The sequence below is a fragment of the Tardiphaga sp. 37S4 genome (assembly GCF_021044645.1).
GTDB classification, from domain to species: domain Bacteria; phylum Pseudomonadota; class Alphaproteobacteria; order Rhizobiales; family Xanthobacteraceae; genus Tardiphaga; species Tardiphaga robiniae.
Genome location: NZ_CP088008.1, coordinates 647,375 through 664,568, shown reverse-complemented (window position 1 = coordinate 664,568; position 17,194 = coordinate 647,375). Strand labels below are relative to the sequence as shown.

Annotated in this window: 19 protein-coding genes; 11 read left to right on the top strand and 8 right to left on the bottom strand. The window is 58.5% G+C overall.

Going from position 1 to position 17,194, the window contains the following annotated elements; all coding sequences use genetic code 11:
- Window positions 1-7 precede the first annotated feature (7 nt).
- The 5 genes from LPB73_RS03185 (at window position 8) to LPB73_RS03165 (ending at window position 4,309) form a co-directional block, all read left to right on the top strand.
- The gene (locus LPB73_RS03185; RefSeq protein WP_231079587.1) at window positions 8-829 is read left to right on the top strand and encodes a hypothetical protein; all 822 of its coding nucleotides are present in this window, start codon (window positions 8-10) and stop codon (window positions 827-829) included.
- A gap of 139 nt (window positions 830-968) precedes the next feature.
- Window positions 969-1,199, top strand: coding sequence for a hypothetical protein (locus LPB73_RS03180; protein WP_093761175.1), 231 nt, complete (start codon window positions 969-971; stop codon window positions 1,197-1,199).
- A 508-nt stretch (window positions 1,200-1,707) separates the two neighbouring features.
- Window positions 1,708-2,097, top strand: a complete 390-nt coding sequence (locus tag LPB73_RS03175; RefSeq protein WP_231079586.1) for a hypothetical protein — start codon at window positions 1,708-1,710, stop codon at window positions 2,095-2,097.
- Between the two features lie 190 nt (window positions 2,098-2,287).
- The gene (locus LPB73_RS03170; RefSeq protein ID WP_231079585.1) at window positions 2,288-2,563 is read left to right on the top strand and encodes a hypothetical protein; all 276 of its coding nucleotides are present in this window, start codon (window positions 2,288-2,290) and stop codon (window positions 2,561-2,563) included.
- 1,569 nt (window positions 2,564-4,132) lie between these two features.
- Window positions 4,133-4,309 carry a hypothetical protein gene (locus LPB73_RS03165; RefSeq protein ID WP_170849799.1) on the top strand — a complete coding sequence of 59 codons (177 nt, stop codon included), beginning with the start codon at window positions 4,133-4,135 and terminating at the stop codon, window positions 4,307-4,309.
- A gap of 135 nt (window positions 4,310-4,444) precedes the next feature.
- On the opposite strand, the gene LPB73_RS03160 is transcribed toward LPB73_RS03165, so the two are convergent.
- Genes LPB73_RS03160 through LPB73_RS03150 form a run of 3 tightly spaced genes read right to left on the bottom strand, consistent with a single transcriptional unit; the run spans window position 4,445 to window position 5,356 of the window.
- Window positions 4,445-4,708 carry a hypothetical protein gene (locus LPB73_RS03160; protein WP_093760786.1) on the bottom strand — a complete coding sequence of 88 codons (264 nt, stop codon included), beginning with the start codon at window positions 4,706-4,708 and terminating at the stop codon, window positions 4,445-4,447.
- Window positions 4,709-4,767: 59 nt separating this feature from the next.
- Window positions 4,768-5,121 carry a hypothetical protein gene (locus LPB73_RS03155; protein WP_231079584.1) on the bottom strand — a complete coding sequence of 118 codons (354 nt, stop codon included), beginning with the start codon at window positions 5,119-5,121 and terminating at the stop codon, window positions 4,768-4,770.
- 4 nt (window positions 5,122-5,125) lie between these two features.
- Window positions 5,126-5,356, bottom strand: coding sequence for a hypothetical protein (locus tag LPB73_RS03150; RefSeq protein WP_093760790.1), 231 nt, complete (start codon window positions 5,354-5,356; stop codon window positions 5,126-5,128).
- Window positions 5,357-6,357: 1,001 nt separating this feature from the next.
- Between LPB73_RS03150 and LPB73_RS03145 the strand changes: the two genes are divergently transcribed.
- From LPB73_RS03145 to dinB, 5 genes are read left to right on the top strand one after another with little or no spacing between them, the layout of a single operon-like run.
- The gene (locus tag LPB73_RS03145; RefSeq protein WP_414716853.1) at window positions 6,358-6,735 is read left to right on the top strand and encodes a hypothetical protein; all 378 of its coding nucleotides are present in this window, start codon (window positions 6,358-6,360) and stop codon (window positions 6,733-6,735) included.
- A gap of 43 nt (window positions 6,736-6,778) precedes the next feature.
- Complete coding sequence (locus tag LPB73_RS03140) at window positions 6,779-7,228, top strand: hypothetical protein (RefSeq protein ID WP_231079582.1); 450 nt, start codon at window positions 6,779-6,781, stop codon at window positions 7,226-7,228.
- Window positions 7,229-7,230: 2 nt separating this feature from the next.
- Window positions 7,231-7,953, top strand: coding sequence for an SOS response-associated peptidase (locus LPB73_RS03135; protein ID WP_231081053.1), 723 nt, complete (start codon window positions 7,231-7,233; stop codon window positions 7,951-7,953).
- On the top strand, window positions 7,943-8,212 hold the full coding sequence (locus tag LPB73_RS03130; RefSeq protein WP_139285941.1) for a hypothetical protein: 270 nt from the start codon (window positions 7,943-7,945) through the stop codon (window positions 8,210-8,212). Before LPB73_RS03135 ends, LPB73_RS03130 begins: the two co-directional genes overlap by 11 nt.
- The gene (gene dinB / locus LPB73_RS03125) at window positions 8,191-9,303 is read left to right on the top strand and encodes a DNA polymerase IV (RefSeq protein ID WP_231079581.1); all 1,113 of its coding nucleotides are present in this window, start codon (window positions 8,191-8,193) and stop codon (window positions 9,301-9,303) included. The genes LPB73_RS03130 and dinB overlap by 22 nt, the downstream gene beginning before the upstream one ends.
- A gap of 5 nt (window positions 9,304-9,308) precedes the next feature.
- On the opposite strand, the gene LPB73_RS03120 is transcribed toward dinB, so the two are convergent.
- Entirely contained in the window at window positions 9,309-11,696 is a 2,388-nt protein-coding gene (locus tag LPB73_RS03120; protein WP_231079580.1) for a PAS domain S-box protein, read from the bottom strand.
- A 161-nt stretch (window positions 11,697-11,857) separates the two neighbouring features.
- On the opposite strand from LPB73_RS03120, the gene LPB73_RS03115 reads away from it, so the two are divergent.
- Window positions 11,858-12,226 (top strand): hypothetical protein, encoded by a 369-nt coding sequence (locus LPB73_RS03115; protein WP_231079579.1) that lies wholly within the window; start codon window positions 11,858-11,860, stop codon window positions 12,224-12,226.
- A gap of 9 nt (window positions 12,227-12,235) precedes the next feature.
- On the opposite strand, the gene xth is transcribed toward LPB73_RS03115, so the two are convergent.
- The 4 genes from xth to LPB73_RS03095 form a co-directional block, all read right to left on the bottom strand.
- Complete coding sequence (xth, locus tag LPB73_RS03110) at window positions 12,236-13,006, bottom strand: exodeoxyribonuclease III (protein WP_231079578.1); 771 nt, start codon at window positions 13,004-13,006, stop codon at window positions 12,236-12,238.
- Window positions 13,007-13,125: 119 nt separating this feature from the next.
- Window positions 13,126-15,381, bottom strand: coding sequence for a xanthine dehydrogenase family protein molybdopterin-binding subunit (locus LPB73_RS03105; protein WP_231079577.1), 2,256 nt, complete (start codon window positions 15,379-15,381; stop codon window positions 13,126-13,128).
- Window positions 15,382-15,401: 20 nt separating this feature from the next.
- A complete protein-coding gene (locus tag LPB73_RS03100; RefSeq protein WP_231079576.1) occupies window positions 15,402-16,415 on the bottom strand; it encodes an FAD binding domain-containing protein in 1,014 nt (337 codons plus the stop codon).
- Window positions 16,412-16,921 carry a (2Fe-2S)-binding protein gene (locus tag LPB73_RS03095; protein ID WP_231079575.1) on the bottom strand — a complete coding sequence of 170 codons (510 nt, stop codon included), beginning with the start codon at window positions 16,919-16,921 and terminating at the stop codon, window positions 16,412-16,414. Before LPB73_RS03095 ends, LPB73_RS03100 begins: the two co-directional genes overlap by 4 nt.
- Between the last annotated feature and the right edge of the window lie 273 nt (window positions 16,922-17,194).

Here is a 17,194-nt window from a genome sequence, read left to right as displayed (position 1 = left end):
CGCCTTGATGGCGATCGACACCCTCACCGAAGCGGACATGAGCGTGATCGACACGCTCGATGCCATCGAGACCGTCCAAGCCGAGGCCGTGTCGGAGCTGGTCCTCGAGGCACCGGCCGTTGATGGCGAAACCTTCGAGCTTGTGATGGCGAATGTCGATGACGACATGGTCGAGAAAGCCGTCCTCGCCGTCGCAAAGACGATCGAGCCGGGCGTGACGGCCAGTCGCCAGGAACGACTCACTTCAATGTGCTTGACCGCCGTTCAATTGCGGAGTTGGGTTGTGTCGTGGTTGACCCGGTTTGATATACCTAGGTCTGATGATCAGACATCACCCGTCGCACCGTCTAATCACATTATGGCTGCGCGGAGCAACGCAGCGGCAAATTCAGAGCGGCCGGACAGTCTGTTTTCCCTCCGCGCGCTACTTATCTGTGAAGAACGTCAAGAGTACTTTGCCCTTTTCGCCGATCAGGCAGAGGAAAGTCCGGCGCGTATCTTGTTTGCCCTTCTCCAGATAAGCGTCGCCGATGACGATGGTCCTAATGGGCGTGTCTTCAACTTTCGTGTTCGCCTTCGCTACGGTCATCCCGTCCACATCAAAAGTGACATCTTTTACCGCGGGATTTCGTTCACGAAGAGCGATCAAGCCGGTTGTCCGACATGCTTCCAACTCCGGATTTGCGCCCTGAGCGAACGACGGATGGATCGACATCCCGAGTGCCAACGCCGCTACGGCAGTCAAACAAAGGGCTCTAAGTTCGCACATGAACAGTTCTCCGGTTTAATGCTGCTGAATGTACCGCGAGCTCGGGTCCGGGCGCGGTGATGCAGAACAAGACGAGTGTGTTCGGATAGTTCCATTTCAACGCGAAATCTGCATTGCAGCGCCCTGGGGCGAGATCAAACACCCAGCGGTGGAACAACCCGGACATGGCGCACTTAGACTAGCCAACCGAGGAATGAATATGTTGAGATTTATCACGCTTGTAGCTGCGGCGTCCTCTTTCCTTGCTTTTCCGGTGCTCGCGCAGCAAGGAGGCACCGATCAGGAAAAGGCCGCGTGCGCGCCCGATGTTAAAAAATTCTGCGCGCGGGTCATTGACCAAGGTGACTTAGTGATCCTGAGCTGCCTGCAGCAAAACCGCGCCAACATCTCAAAAGCATGCAATCAAGTGCTCGTCGATCACGGACAGTAGGATTCGTAGAGGCTGACTTGATCGTGACTTTAGCGAAAAACAGCATCATCAACTCCGGCACTGAAATCGGTCCTGTATTTAGGGGCTTCCTGTATATCCTGGATGATCTCAGCGTCCCCAAACTTAACTCAGTTTGGGGTTCCCGGTGGGTTGAAACGCGATAGCACCAACGCGCTTGGAATTGTGGCTAAGACCGCGCGCAGTCGTGCCTGCGGAGTGACACTCGACCACTTGACGCGGAACTGGTTCATGCGGACCCGGGATGTAGGTTGGCGATGCCTTAGAACGTTTACTCCAATAGGCATCATAGACCGGTCGCACGCCTCCCTGGAACAGTCGACGCGCACTGTGCCGCCAATAACAACGTCGGCTTCAGTTTCCTGAAGCTCCATCCCGGCGTCACAGCCGACGACGCTTTGGAGATGCCGAGCCAACTTCTCTCTACGATTGAGCAGAGCCTGCAGGCCTTGCGGCCACCAAGTTGCACCGGATGTCAACGAAGAGTGCAATGGCCGGAGCCTCAAACGCGTCGGAAGGCTATAGCGCGCGCAACCGATCTCGGACGGGTCCTTATCGCACCGCCATCATTCCCACTGCACTCAGCCATCAAGAATTTTTTGCTGACCCACGCCGGGCCGTCGCTCCTGAGCATCGCAGAGAAATGATCGGATCAAACCAGCCTGTCCGGTATGAAGCACTGATCACGTACCGGGCTTTGGATGCCGTGGGCGCTGTCATTCAAGAGCAGGCGAGTTGCACCTTTAACTCGCTAAGCGGGGGCGACGCGCCAAACAAGACAGGCTGGGTCTTGATTGACGGCGAGTACAATCTGGACTGGGTCAAGCGGCAGAATCCCAATTCCAGAGAGAGGTTCTTTCGCATACTCAAAAATTCGTAGCGTAGAGTCGGCTGGATGCCGCGTTCCTGAACAAACAAGGATTGAGCATGACGCTGACCATCAAGACGAAGTACGGCGCCCAATGGACCGAGCCGGTGAAGGTCTATTTCGGCTCACACTAACGCCGTGACGCCCTCCCCGCCATCGGGTAAAATGGCGGGATGCATCAAACTCGCATGAAATGCCGCCGATGTTGAAGCAGAATACGTTAGTCGCTCTCGGTATCTGCTGTATTGGCTTTATGCTGTGGTTTGGCCTGTCTCAACTGACGAGTTTGTTCTCAACGGGCGAGTTGTTCGGTCGATCTCACGGTACAGATGGGCCGAGCCAATTCAATATGATCACTTACGAAAGCGATCCGCTTAATTTCTTGGCTGCTCTCGGCACGGCCGCGGTACTGACGGTGTTCGGACTATACTTGTTCGTCAAGCTGCTGCTGCGCATCGGGCTGTGGTGGGGACGCTAGTGGAGAGTTCCTTCCTCCTGACCAATCCCCCGTGAAGCCCTCACCGCCGTCCATTAGTATGGCGGGATGCAGGACCATGTTTTCTCTTCTAGGGCGTGTACTCATAAATCGCGCGCTTAAGGGTCGTCGTGATATGCCACACTGGTCAAGTTTCACGAGATCGAAGAGCAAGGAAAGCATGCGGCCCGCGCGGACAAAATTGATGGAGCCGCCGGCAAAGATGGAGCCGGGGCAGGTAATCTGAAATGGCTAAATGACCAAAAAACTTGCTCTTCTTGTCATATTGGTCGGATTGAGCTTGTGGTTTCTGTGGGGCCTAAATAGACCGTACCACTTCGCGGAAAATGCCTTCGCGATAAGCGATCTGAGGACGTCTGAATCCAACGCGGCTTTGGTCTCTTTGACGTGTCCGAGAGAAGCAATAAGAGACCGCGAGACTTGCGGTTGCATCCGAACCGCGATCTACGCCAACACCAGTATGTTCGAAGGATATCTCTTCACTTACGCTAATAGCTGGATTTCAGGCTACGGCGTTTGGCAGGGCGGCAGAAGCGCAGGACTGACAGTCCCTGAGATCAGAAAAATGTCCGACCGAGTGTTTCGGTTGGTCCCGGAGCTAAGTCGTCAGTGCGAAATCGAACGCGCGGCCCAATTGAACAGCCCGCAATCTATAAAATAGAAATGTCCGCTGTGGGTCATTCGCGTCGTTTTTAACATGTTTGCGGCATGTCCGATACACAAGAAAAATGCCCCTCACACGATCACTGTTCGTAGCATCTCGACGGGCGTCACGGGCTGGCCGACTCCAGCCTCTGACTAATCCCGCGAGATCGGTCCCATGGCGAGACGCCCGATTAACAAGACCTGGACGCCTGAAGACATCGCGCGACTGATCAGCCTCGCTGAGAGCAGCGCAACGGTTCTGCGCGCCGTTGCCGCCCTTGGACGGCCGGCGATGCGATCGAAGTATCCTGCTTTCGGTGGCCTAGCTCTTGGCTCACAACAGCAATAGAGGCAAGCCTAGCACCAACAGGAAAATGACGAGGACGCCAAGTCCTAGATTATCGTCGCCCCTTTGCGTCTCTTGAGGCTGTCGGTTCAAGCGTCGACATTTGTCAGCCTGACAATAAGCCAGCCACTTTACGACGAGCCATCCAACGCCCGTCTGCTGGCGCCTGAGATAGATTTGATTTCCACCCATTACCATCGTCACCATCGTCATGGCCCCTCTAGGAGGCCGCTCGAAGCGTGCGAGCTTCAAGAGCTTCCATGTATTGAGCAATGGCTCTGTTTGAGAGTAGCAGGCGGCTCCGTATCCCCTGCCGGATCATGGTTTCAACCGAGTGGAGTAGAGTGTGCGAGCAGAACTCGGCGTCCTCGATCTCGCCTGCCCGTTCCAGATAATCCCATGCAATCTGAATCGCCTCTTCCATGAGGACAGCGAGGTGAACCAGTTGGGCAGGATTGTTTCTCATGCCTATCAAACGGCACGAATTGGATTCGTTCCGCGCAAACCGGGAACACACGATTAAACCCGAGGTCATGAACATATAAAAGAAAGGACAGGCCATGAGCGTCGAGAAAACAAACCCGGCAAGCGAAGACGACCGCGATAAGCAGGACTGGGGTAACCAATCACAGAGCAACGAGCCCTGGAAGCAGAACGCTCAGAACACCACCGACCCGAGCCTGCCGGATACACCAAAGCCGGACTTGGAGAAGTGGAAAGACACCAACACCCACTGACCAACAAATAGCCCGCCGCACCGGAGGACTCCAATGCGACGGGCCTTTTCGAAGCCGCGTTGGGGCGCGGCCTCACTGATTGAATGTAAAGTTACCTGAAACGTTCCGGGGTCCGACCAGCGACCTTCCATACCGCTAGTGCCGTTCGGAGAGCCGATCGTAGTTTTCTTTCACGATTGTTCTGAGGTCAGCGCAGACGGCTGATTGGGATGACCCGGCCGCAAGATCAAGGAACGCCCGACCGAAGGCTTTCGTCTTTTCGCGGACCATTAGATCAGCTTCATCCCATGCGGCCGTCCCCCCAAGCATAAAAACTTGCATACGTAGTGCGACGACCCGGCTCGCTTCGAAGCCGAGAAGGGAAGCTTCGGTCATTGCGACGAGAGTAGATGCAAACATGATGGCTCCAATGGCGATAGCTCCGGCTCTAAACGGACGGGACCGCATTGGAACACCGGCTATCGAGCATCGTTCCCCGGCAGGTGCGTAAGCTGCCCCGCGGCTGCAACGTCGCGCGCCGCATTCAGCGCTGTAACGGCGATTTCTCGAAGCCGATCCCGCGGAAAGTTCAGCCGAAGCATGGCTCGGAAGCCGAGTTCGTAGTTTCCGAGAATTTCCTGCTCGAGCACAAGCGCGACGGCTTCTATCTGCGCCTGGGAGGGTGGCGGATCTGGAACGATATCGGCTGACAACTTTCTGATGGAGCCGCCCGCGGCGAGGACGGCCTCGGACATCAAGACACCTATTTGGACGTTCAGCGCGCCTAGTTTCAGCAAGCCGTCGACAATTTCGCGAGCGGGATCGTAACTCATCTGCCTACCAACGGCGCCGCCGTGCAATCGCTGCCCCGAAAAGAAAAGCAACCAAGAGGGCGCCCAATGGCGCGTCCCGTGTGACCTTTGCCAGAATGTCCAACGGTCTGCCGGGCTTGCGGCCCTCGTCGATCGCTGAGCTGACCCGGTCGGCGGCGTCTTTGACGCCATCGATGACGACATCTTTCAAATCCTCGGCCGGCTCGGCAGCCGGTAGTGGCGTTTCGTGTGTCATTTTGTGATCTCCTCGCTGCAGCAGCACAAGCTCGCGATCGGGCATATCGTTCCAACCAAGTCGGCACGACACTCGGTTAGTGGGACAAGGTGTGAAGCCCTGGGAGTGACGCCGGCCAAATGGCGGCATGGGAACGTTATGATCTGCAAGCCGTTCGTTCATCCATGGCGGCAAGGTGCGGCCACAAGGATGTGTCATGCCAGCCGATCGAGAAACAGCCGTCGCCCCTCACGAAACTCCACAGACCGATCACACGCCTGTCCCAGCCAAAATGCTGACAATCGGTCTAGTCGTTTGGCTGCTCGGGGGTGGGCTAGCGGTGCTAGGCGCCTACGCCTTTCTACTTCGAGGTTGATCAAGCCTTCCCTGGACCGAGAGCTGGAGCCGTGCCCGTGTGATTCCTCGTTGTCCTGCTGCCCCCGTGACGCCCTCCTCGCCATCGGCTCAAATGTCCGGCATGAAAGCTGACAGTCGGCCAGCAGTATTTTGTCTCGTGTGTTTCGCTATCTTGATAGCGGGCGTCATGGTCGAGAAGTTCTGGGATTGTCGTCTCACGAAAGGCCTGACGGAATCGGAGTGCTTGTTCACGCCTGCTCCGTATACCGTGCCCTAGAGACCGCTCGCTGAGGCGGCCTTACTTTCCGCGCTCGATGTCACGGGCCTGTTGTTCCAGTTCGTCAGTAAGTTCAAGAATACGTCTGGCCGTTTCGGGATCAGTGGTCATACGCGCCATAGCTCGATACTTATCGACCTTGTCACGAAGCTCCCTGACTGTGCGCCTTGTATGCATCTCATCCTCCGCGCCCATAGCGTGACGCGGGAAGAAGAAATTGGTTCTTTAGAACACCTCCAAATCCGCCTCTGCCGAAGTGGGCCAATGGGGATCGACACAGACCCATACCCGCCGTTTAGGGGGCGCGAGATTCAACCTCCACGGACTCGACTTTTGTTCTTGATATGTTCTAATTGCAGACATGAGTGACAGACCCGCAAGCTGGCGCATGCCGACGCCCAAACAGATGGAAAAGTTGGCTTCCAAGCTAGACCGGCAACCCGAACCTGCCAGCCCCATGCCCGGCCCTGCGGACGACCTGCCGGAAGCATATTGGGACTCGATCGTCCGGGATCCTCGCGGTCAGATCTGCACCGGCGTTCCCATCCAGCAACGGCGCCTATCGGAAATTCCGCGCCATGTTCTGCGTGTCGCCTGCCGACGGTGCGACCGCATCGTGGAAATTCAGACCGTGGATGCTGTGCGTCTCTACGGAGCCCATGCCATCTGGAAAGACGTCGGCAAGAAGTTGCTCGACAACGGCTGCCAAGAACGCACAGGACGCCTTGAGGAAGACGGGTGCTGGCCGTCATTTGAGACGACATAGTATTTTTGATTCTTCTTTTTGACCGTCGCGCCTGGATGCCCATATGGCTCCGAAATATCATCCCACGCCCCTCTCCGGCGGCCACCGGAAAGCTCTGAGCAAAGAGCTCGGGAAAGCGCGCGGAATGACTGCCATCCTTGCCACCCAGTCCGACGAGATGAGGTCGAAGGGCGACGCCCTGATCAGGCAGGCTGATCGGCTTCTCTGCGAAAGCTGGAACGAGCGCATGTGGGCGGACGGTGAGCCGATAGATCCTTCCCCAACGATTGATCAGGCCATCAACGGCAGCTTCCCCTGGCTGGAGATTGAATGCTCGCGGTGCAAGACGCCAAACAACATCGACCTCGCTGCGCTACGCTGTCCGCCAACCACCTTCGTGCATGATCTCGCCAGCAAGCTAAGATGCGAGAAATGCAGAAAGGCCGGGAAGCGGCCGTCCGCGACGCTGCAACAGTTAGGCGAGCGACCGCGGCAATTGCGAACGGACACTTGATAATGTGCAATCTCTATTCGATGACGAAGAACCAGGACGCCATCCGCCGGCTCTTCAATTTCGACATCGACAGCACCGGGAACTTGCCTGCAATGCCAGGCATCTTCCCTGACTATGCGGCACCTATCGTGCGCAACGCCCGCGGCGGACGGGAATTGACGCTGGCGCGTTGGGGGATGCCGTCGTCCCCGAAGGCACTGCTCGAAGCCACTCAGAAACGCGCTGCCAAACTGGCAGCGAAGGGCAAGCAGTTCGACTTCAAGGAATTACTCCGGATGGAGCCGGACGGCGGTACGACCAACATCCGGAACGCGAAGAGCGCCCACTGGAAGCGCTGGTACGGGACCGAGCACCGCTGCATCGTTCCGTTCACTTCGTTTAGCGAGTTCAACAAGGATGCCGGTGGCGACATTTGGTTCGCACTCGACGAGAGCCGCCCCCTCACCTGCTTCGCCGGCCTGTGGACAAACTGGACTTCCGTCCGGAAGGTGAAGGAAGGCGAGACGACCAACGACCTATTCGCGTTCCTCACCACCGACGCCAACACCGAGGTATTCGCAATCCATCCGAAAGCGATGCCTGCCATCCTCACCAAGCAGGAGGAGATCGACGTCTGGATGAATGCCCCGTGGGACGAGGCCAAGTATTTGCAGCGCAAGCTTCCAGACGGATCGCTTAAGATCGTCGCCCGAGGTCAGAAAGAGGATGGTGCCGATGCGCAGTGAATGGATTGCCGCCCTCGCCATTATGCTGCCCGCCGCCGCGCCGGCGCAAGACATCACGCAGCGCCCCGTCCGAACCGAGCGTATCTCGGGCGTTCCGGTGGGCGTGGGCCTTTACGAGGTCGCTCCCGACGGGACCGTCCTGATCGACTGGCGCGCCGTCGAGGCAGCGGCCGAGGGCTCCGCCGATCGCGCATCCACTCCGGTCGCGAAGGCGATGCTGGCGATCAGAGACAGCAAATGGAAACCGATGGCCCGGTGACGGACGACGTCGCGCCGGAAATCCGACAGCGTAAGATCATCCATATCGACATGGACGCCTTCTACGCATCAGTCGAACAGCGGGATAATCCAGAGCTTCGCGGCAAACCTGTCGCCGTCGGCGGCTCACGGGAGCGTGGCGTCGTGGCAGCAGCGAGCTACGAAGCCCGCAAATTTGGCGTCCGCTCGGCGATGCCGTCCGTTACGGCCAAGCGTCAGTGCCCAGATCTGATCTTCGTGAAACCGCGCTTCGAGGCCTACAAGACTATCAGCCAGCAGATCCGCGAGATCTTCGCCGAGCACACGCCGATCGTCGAACCGCTATCCCTGGACGAGGCTTATCTGGACGTCACCGAAAACCTTCAGGGTATTCGACTAGCGCGCGACATTGCGCTAGCGATCCGCGCTAAAATCAAGGACGAGACCGGGCTTAACGCCTCCGCCGGCATCTCCTACAACAAGTTCCTGGCCAAACTCGCCTCCGACCATCGCAAGCCAAACGGTCAGTATGTCATCTCTCCGGAGATGGGCCCGGCCTTCGTGGAGACGCTGCCCGTCAGCAAGTTCCACGGCATCGGCCCGGCGACTGCGGCCAAATTCAGTGGATTGGGTATCCAGACAGGCCTCGACATCCGGAACCAGTCGCTGACATTCCTGGAAGCGCACTTCGGCAAAGCCGGGACCTATTACTACTGGATATCACGCGGCATAGACGAGCGTCCTGTCCGCGCCAACCGCATCCGGAAATCCATCGGCGCCGAGAACACTTTCTTCGACGACCTCACCGAGTTCAACGCCATGGTCGCTGCGCTGCAGCCACTGGTCGACAAAGTGTGGCAGCACTGCGCGAACACCGGAAACCGCGGGCGAACCGTCACGCTGAAGGTGAAGTTCGCTGACTTTGAAATCATGTCACGAAGCCAATCAATGCCGACAGCCGTATCAAACCGTGGAGAACTCGAACGGGTCGCAATATCACTTCTCGAGCGCTCAATGCCACTGCCGAAAGCAGTGCGGCTGCTCGGTGTGTCGCTATCGACACTTCGGACGAAGGGGGACGACGCGCAATCCCAGTTCCAATTACCAATCTAGCAGCGCTAGGCCGATTCAGTCCGTCGGTCAGTGATCGCCTTGCGCAGCGTGCGCGACAAAAGCTCAACCGAATACGGCTTCTGGATGAGTTCAAAGCCTGTATGGGCGTTTTCGGCTAGAACGTGGCTGTAGCCACTTGTCAGAACGACCGGCAATCCAGGGTATTGGTCGCGGATAATCGTGGCCATCTCCACCCCGTTCATGCCGGGCATGATGACGTCCGAAAACACAAGGTCGAATGCGAATTCGTCCTTGGCTAGAACGTCCAGTGCCGCGGAAGCTGACGTCACCCAGTCGGTTGCATATCCGAGATCCTGCAGAAGCTCTGTCGAGAATCCCCCGACGTCCGTATTGTCCTCGACAACAAGAACGCGGTGCCCCCGCCCGCTTGTCGCCGCGCTTGCTAATGGCGGCGCGCTGCTTTCGACTTCGGCGCCAGTTTCGGCCCGCGGCAGATAAATTGTGAACGTCGCGCCCGCTCCAAGCGTGCTTTTGACGCCGATCTCGCCGCCCGTCTGTTTGGCGAACCCGAAGGCCTGACTCAAGCCGAGGCCCGTTCCTTTTCCCACGTCCTTGGTCGTGAAAAATGGCTCAAAAATCGCATCCAGGTACTCGCTAGCTATGCCGACGCCAGAGTCAGTTACGGAGACCGAGATGAAGTCGCCCTCCTTCAGAGGATGAGAACGCATCCCCGGGATCGAGTCGACTGCCGCGACACCAATGACGAGGCGCCCTTCGCCGTTCATGGCGTCGCGTGCATTAACAGCGAGATTGACCAACGCGGTTTCGAACTGCGTTATATCGGCCATGGCGAACTGGTCGGCAGTCTCAACTTCCAGATCAATCTGAATCCGGCCGCCGACCAGTGGTCGGATCAGATTCGCCACGCTCGCGACCTGCGTACAAACATTGAAGACGCGCGGAGCAAGCGGCTGTCGGCGAGCGAATGCAAGCAACTGTCCGGTCAGCTTGGCCGCACGGTCAACTGTATCGGAAATCGCGTCGATATACCGCCCTCGTCTCTCATCTGGAAGATCGCGCCGACGAAGAAAATCTGTGGCTGACCTGATAATCGTCAAGAGATTATTGAAGTCGTGCGCCACGCCTCCGGTGAGTTGTCCGACCGCCTCCATCTTCTGAGCCTGGCGCAGAGCGTCCTCGTTCCGGCGACGCTCGGTCACATCGACGGCCTCTGCCAAGACGGCTGTAATCCCACCTCCACTGCCAAATACCGGGCGCATGGCGAGGTCGAGATGCCGCTCCGTCCCGGATAGGTTCAATTGAACTTCGGCGCGCCACGCATCGCCGCTCAGTGCGGTTTTAAACGCGCTGAGAACTCGTTCGGGCATACGGGGCGTCGCAGTAAACCAGGGCGTATCCCAGAACGGCATCCCAAGGACTGTCTTCGCTTCGACCGCGATGGCGGCAAGTGCGACCGCGTTGGCGAAAACGAGCGTACCATCGAGCGCGAGCAATCCCTGATACTGGTTGGTCGTCTCCAAAATGGCTCGTAAATGAGCCTCGTGGGTATGAAGTTGCGCGGTTCGCTCTTCAACCCGCCGTTCAAGCACCTCATTCAACCCACGTAGTTCGATCTCTGCTTCTTTTGCAATCGTGATGTCGTGGGCAACCCCAATAAAGCCGATATGCTTACCCGCCGGGTCCCATCGGGGTTGCGATTCGGATCTGACCCAACGCCACGCGCCATCCGCACGTCGATATCTGCTTTCCAGCACGAACGGCTTTAGGGATGCCTCACCTGCAATGCTCTCGCGCACGACGCGCGCCATATCGTCCGGGTGAAGGATGGTCCTCCAATCGAAAGCCAACGCTTCTTCATATTCAAGGCCAAGAAATTCCAGGTAGGCTTTGTTTGCGAAGGACCGCGTCCGATCAAGACGTGTCACCCACATCGGGACTGGCGCACTGTCGGCGATCAATCGGAACCGCTCTTCACTCTCGCGTAGCGCCTCTCTGGCGATCGCACGTTCCGTGATATCGATATGAGCGCCGATCATCCGCAGCGGTCGGCCTTCTGGATCACGCTCGATACGCGCCTCCGCCACGATCCAGCGAATTTCCCCGTCGCTGGGCCGAATGATGCGATACTCCGAAGAATAACGTTCCGCATTGCTTTTCAGAAGGTCCAGAAATTGCCGCTCAGCGCGCTCCCGGTCGTCGGGATGAAGCCTGGCGACCCAGTCTTCATGTGTCTCGTTTGCAGCTTCAGGGGGTAACCCGTGTATGGCGAGATATTCAGGTGATCGTCGGTTCTGAAATCCATCGCGCAGGTCGACGATCACACCGCCGACTTTCGCGATCCGTTGCACCTCCGCGAGTTCGCTTTCCCGATCGCGCAGGGCCTGTTCGGACGCTGTCAGTTCGTTCGCCACGGCTTCCTCGCATCATGCGGCGGTCGGCCGCTCTCACACTGCTTAGCAAGGCGCAGGGGGAAAGTCCGCTAAAACGGCGTGCCCTAGGAGATCGCAACTCAATAACATGACGCAGAGTTCCAGCTTCTCGCCTATCTGGCATTTATGCTAAACATTATCTTATGAAGAAAACGACAGTAGCAAAGCAAAAATTAAAAGGCCGACCTGCGACCGGCCAAACGCCAATGCTCGGCTTTCGCGCCGCAGACGAACTACGCGGCAGGATTGTTCATTGGGCCGAGTTTCAGCCGGACGCTCCGAGACTCTCAGAAGCTGTGCGCCGCCTTGTCGAACTGGGCCTTACCGTTAAACCGTCTCGCAGAAAGAACGTCGCTCATAGAGCCCGTGCCAGTGAGATGGCCGCCGGCGCAATCGACACGCTGACGGACAAGGGCGCCAGTGCGGACGATCAGGCCAGTCGGAAGCGGCGCCTGCTCAAAGGGCCCGAGGAATTCCGCGACGTCCGGGTTGATCGGAAAGCCAAAAAGTAAGGAGTAGCACTACTTCAGCACTATCCACGCTGGAGCATGGTCGCTTGCATCCAGCTTGCCGCGCACCTTTCGGTCGACACCGGCCTGCGCAAGCCGCGGGCTCAGCTCAGGACTGAGAAGCAGATGGTCAATGCGAAGGCCAGCGTCACGCTCGTAGCGGTTCCGCCAATACGACCAGAACGTATACATCGGCTCATCCGGATGCTGCTCGCGCAGCGCATCGATCCACCCCTTCTTGAGGAGCTTGCCGAACGCCGCCCTGCTTTCCGGCTGCACGAGCGCATCATTGTCCCACGACTTGGTCGAGTAGATGTCGAAGGGCGTTGGCACGATGTTGAAGTCGCCGGCGATAACAGCAGGAGCACCGGACTTGAGCAGTTTGCCGGCGTGGGCGTTCAGACGCTTCAGCCAGGCGAGCTTGTAATCGAACTTCGGTCCCGGCTGCGGATTGCCGTTGGGTGCGTAGACGCAGCCAACGAGAACGCCATCGACGGCAGCCTCGATGTATCGGCTCTGGTCGTCGCTCTCGTCACCAGGCAACCGCCTGCGCGTTACCACGATCTTGGATTCTCTAGCGAGGATTGCGACGCCATTCCAAGTCTTCTGCCCAACCCACTCGGCAAAATAGCCCGCCTTACGCAGCGCATTTTCCGGGAATTCGGACTTGGCGGCCTTCAACTCCTGAAGACAGGCCACATCCGGTTTCGACGACTTCAACCATGCCAGCAGATTGGGCAATCGCTTGTTGATATCGTTCACGTTGAAGGTAGCGATCTTCACGCGCTCTCCTGATCCGAGGCTTACGGACATTTAGCTCAGTCATGCAGCGGCCCGGGTTCCAAAGCCGACAAGTGAAGCTCCATCGGCGTATGCCACCCTTGGGCCTGTACGAGATGAACTCAGGACGGTCGTGGAGCGTTCAAAATCTTGTCAATCGTGATGGGAAAATCACGCACCCGCACACCAGTTGCGTGAAAGATCGCATTAGCGACGGCAGACGCGGTTCCCACGATGCCGATCTCGCCCAGGCCCTTGACGCCAAGAGGGCTGACCTTGTCGTCCTTTTCATCGACGAAGATCACTTCAATATCCTCGATGTCGGCATGGGCCGGAACGTGATATTCGCCGAGATTGGCATTCATAATCTTGCCGAGGCGATGATCCGTCATGGCTTCCTCGTGAAGCGCCATGCCGATTCCCATCACCACACCGCCTAGGATCTGGCTGCGGGCCGTCTTGGGATTGAGGATCTTGCCCGCCGCCGCCGCGCACACGACGCGCGTCACGCGAACGACACCCAGATCTTCATCCACGCGCACTTCCACGAACACGGCGGAATTCGTGTAGCTGATGTATTTCAGCATCTGCCGCAGGTTCGGGCTGACTTTGCCCTGCTCGGTGATTTCCGTGAGCTCGGCGGCGTGCATGACTTCGAAAACGGAAAGCCCGCGCGCCGGATCATCCGTCCGGAAGATGCGTCGATCCCGAACCTCGACGTCTTCGAAACTTGCATCCGCAATAGGCGAATTGGCCATCTTCCTGGCTTGCTTGAACAGAGAATGCTTGACCGCCTCACATGCGGCCTGAACTGCCGAGCCGTTTGACGCTGCGGTCCACGAACCTCCTTCGACCGGCGACATCGGCAGAGTCGAATCGCCGATCCTGGCCTGAACGTCTCCGAGTGGTAATCCGAACGCTTCGGCGCCGATCTGCGTCAGGATTGTCCAGGTCCCAGTGCCAATATCGGACGCCGCCGTTGCCACCTCCAGCGTCCCGTCCACCCTGAGAGTCGCAGTAGCCTGGGCCTTTTGCAGGAAGGCGTCCCACATTCCCGTTGAGACGCCCCATCCAATCAGCTCGCGACCCTCCCTCATGGCACGCGGCTTGGGGCTTCGCTTCTCCCATCCAAATGCCGCAGCGCCCTTGCTGTAGCATTCCAGAAGCGCCTTGGATGTGAACTGCTTGTTGGTGTTTTCATCCTTCGAGGCGAAATTGATCCGCCGGATTTCGAGCGGACCGATACCGAGTTCGTATGAAAGTTCATCGAGCGCGCATTCGAGCGCTGTCACGCCGATTGCTGCGCCGGGTGCGCGCATGTCACACGGCGTGGCCGTATCGAGCTTGGCAAGCTGATAGGTCAGCTTGACGTTGTCGCAGTGATACATCATGCCCGACCAATTGACGACAGCCTCCTGATAATCCTCGTAATGGGAGGTCGAGGCAACGGCATCATGCATAATCGACTGCAGCCTCCCATCGCGATCGGCGGCGAGCGAGACGGTGTGGAAACTGTCCGGCCGGTAGCCGATATGAAACATCTGCGCGCGCGTCAGCGACACCCGGACCGAGCGTTCGAGTTCGAGACTGGCCATGACGGCGAAGAACAATTGGTGCTGCGGTCGCAAGCCGGCACCGAAGGCGCCGCCTACATAATGATTGACCAGGCGGACATCCTTGCTCCGCAGGCCGAACACTGAGGTGACATAGCCCTGCGCATTCTGCGAGCCCTGCGTCTTGTCATAGATCGTCAGCTTGCCGTCGCCCTCGAACACGCAGGTGGTGGCGAACATCTCCATCGGATTGTGGTGCTCGGCATTGACCCGGTAATCGCGGCTGATCTTGACGGGTGCATCTTGAAACGCCTGCTCAGCGTCGCCGCGCGGGTCCGGCGGCGGCGGAATACCGCTACGCTTCTTCGGAGGCACATAGGCCTCTGCCCGCTTCGCCTCAAGCTCGGTACAGTGCGCATCGACATCATAGGCAATGCGAACCAGGGAGCCCGCATCGCGGGCGGCCTCGAACGTTTCGGCGACAATCAACGCGACCGGCTGACCGTCAAACAGGATACGGTCCGAATGCAGCGGCCGGAACGGATGGCCAGGAGGCGCGACTTGGTCCCGCCAGCTACGATCAAGCCATGCCGCCTTGCTGCGATTTTCGTGCGTGAAGATTTCGACGACGCCTGGAAACTGCCTTGCTGCATCCAAGTGCATCGCCGCGATCCGTCCAGCGGCGATCGTACTGCCAACGATGTAGCCATAGAGCAGATCGTCAGCAGGATACTCCGCCGCGTAGTGCGCTTGGCCGGTCACCTTCAGCCTACCGTCGACCCGGTTTGTCGGACGTCCGATATGCGTGATTTCACCAACTGACATGCGATGTTCCCGTTAACTTTCTAGTGGAGCGATTTGTCGGCCTGGTCCTGCGGCGTGCCCGCAGCCGCCTGCTCCAGGGCACGAACGATAGCGCGGCGAGCAAGCTCGATCTTGAAGTCGTTGTCACCCTGCCCCTTCGCATCACGAAGAATGAAATCAGCGACCTGCGTAAAGCTCTGGTTCCCGACTCGCTCGCCTTTCAGCGACCTTTCGGCGTCGAAATCCCGCCATGGCTTATGCGCGACCCCGCCGAGCGCGATCCGGGCGTCCTGAATGACGCCCTCATCCACGCGCAGCGCGGCGGCGACGGAGATCAGCGCGAAGGCATAGGACAGCCGGTCCCGGATCTTGAGATAGGTGTGATGGGCACCGAAGTCGGGCTCTGGGATAATGATCGATGTAATGAGCTCGCCCACCTTGAGCGTATTGTCGCGTTCGGGCTCTCCGCCGGGGAGGCGGTGGAAACCAGACATTGGAATCGATCGCTTGCCCTCCGGCCCCTCGACTTCGACGGATGCATCGAGTGCAGCCATCGCGACGCACATGTCCGACGGATGGACCGCAATGCAGCTATCGCTCGCGCCGAGAATGGCGTGAATGCGATTGACGCCGCCAATGGCGGAGCAGCCACTTCCTGGCTGTCGCTTGTTGCAGGCTGTGGACGGATCATAAAAATAATAGCAGCGGGTTCGCTGCATCAGGTTTCCCCCGGCTGTAGCTGCGTTTCGCAATTGCGGCGATGCGCCGGCAAGAATGGCGCTTGACAGTATGGGCCACTTTTCCCGAACGTCTCGATGCCACGCCAGATCGGTATTGGTAACCAGAGCGCCGATGCGCAGTGCTCCGCCGGAAGTGATTTCGATCGATTTGAGCGGAAGCCGGTTGATGTCGACCAGCCGCGACGGCTGCGCCACATCGTATTTCATGAGGTCGACGAGATTGGTGCCACCCGCCAGCGCGCGCGCTGCAGGTTCATTCAGCGCCGCGATGGCATCGGCCACTGTGGCCGGGCGGATATATTCGAACCGGTTCATTCGGCGGCCTCCTTCGCCGCGATGGGCGGCATCAGCACGTCCTCGACCGCGTCGGCGATATTGGTATAGGCGCCGCAGCGACACAGATTGCCGCTCATATGCTCGCGTATCTCGGCCCGACTACGGGTGTGACCTTCCGCCAGCAGGCCCGCCGCTGAGCAAATTTGGCCAGGCGTACAGTAGCCGCATTGAAACGCGTCGCGCTCGATGAAGGCGACCTGCAGCGGATGCAGTTCGCCGTTCTGAGCCAGACCTTCGATAGTGGTGATCTCGGCGCCATCGCGCGATACCGCGAGTGCTAGGCACGAATTGACGCGTTTGCCATCGACGAGCACGGTACACGCGCCGCATTGTCCCTGATCGCATCCCTTCTTAGTCCCGGTGAGCGAGAGGCGCTCGCGCAACAGGTCTAGCAGCGTCACCCACGGCTCTACTTTGAGCTCGTGCAACGTTCCGTTGATCGTCAGGGAAATTGGGATCTGTGGGTGAGGTGGGATCTGGTTCACGGGGGGCGCCTCGCTATGCGTTCGCCATCAGAACCATTCTAATCGTAGGATGTTCCGTTTTCTTCCGCCCTCAGGATCGGCTTGCCCGCACCGGTCGGCGAGGCCAACCTTCCCGCTTCTGGCGTCTCAGGCGCGCCGTGGGAAGGCCGCCAGGATGCTGTCGGAACCGCCTCTGGCAAATGGGTGAAGGAGAAGCGAGTGTTGTTCCAGCGTTGCGTGATGTCCGTCGCCAGGAACAACAAACGAGCAAGTTAATTCATCCAGCTCGGGGCA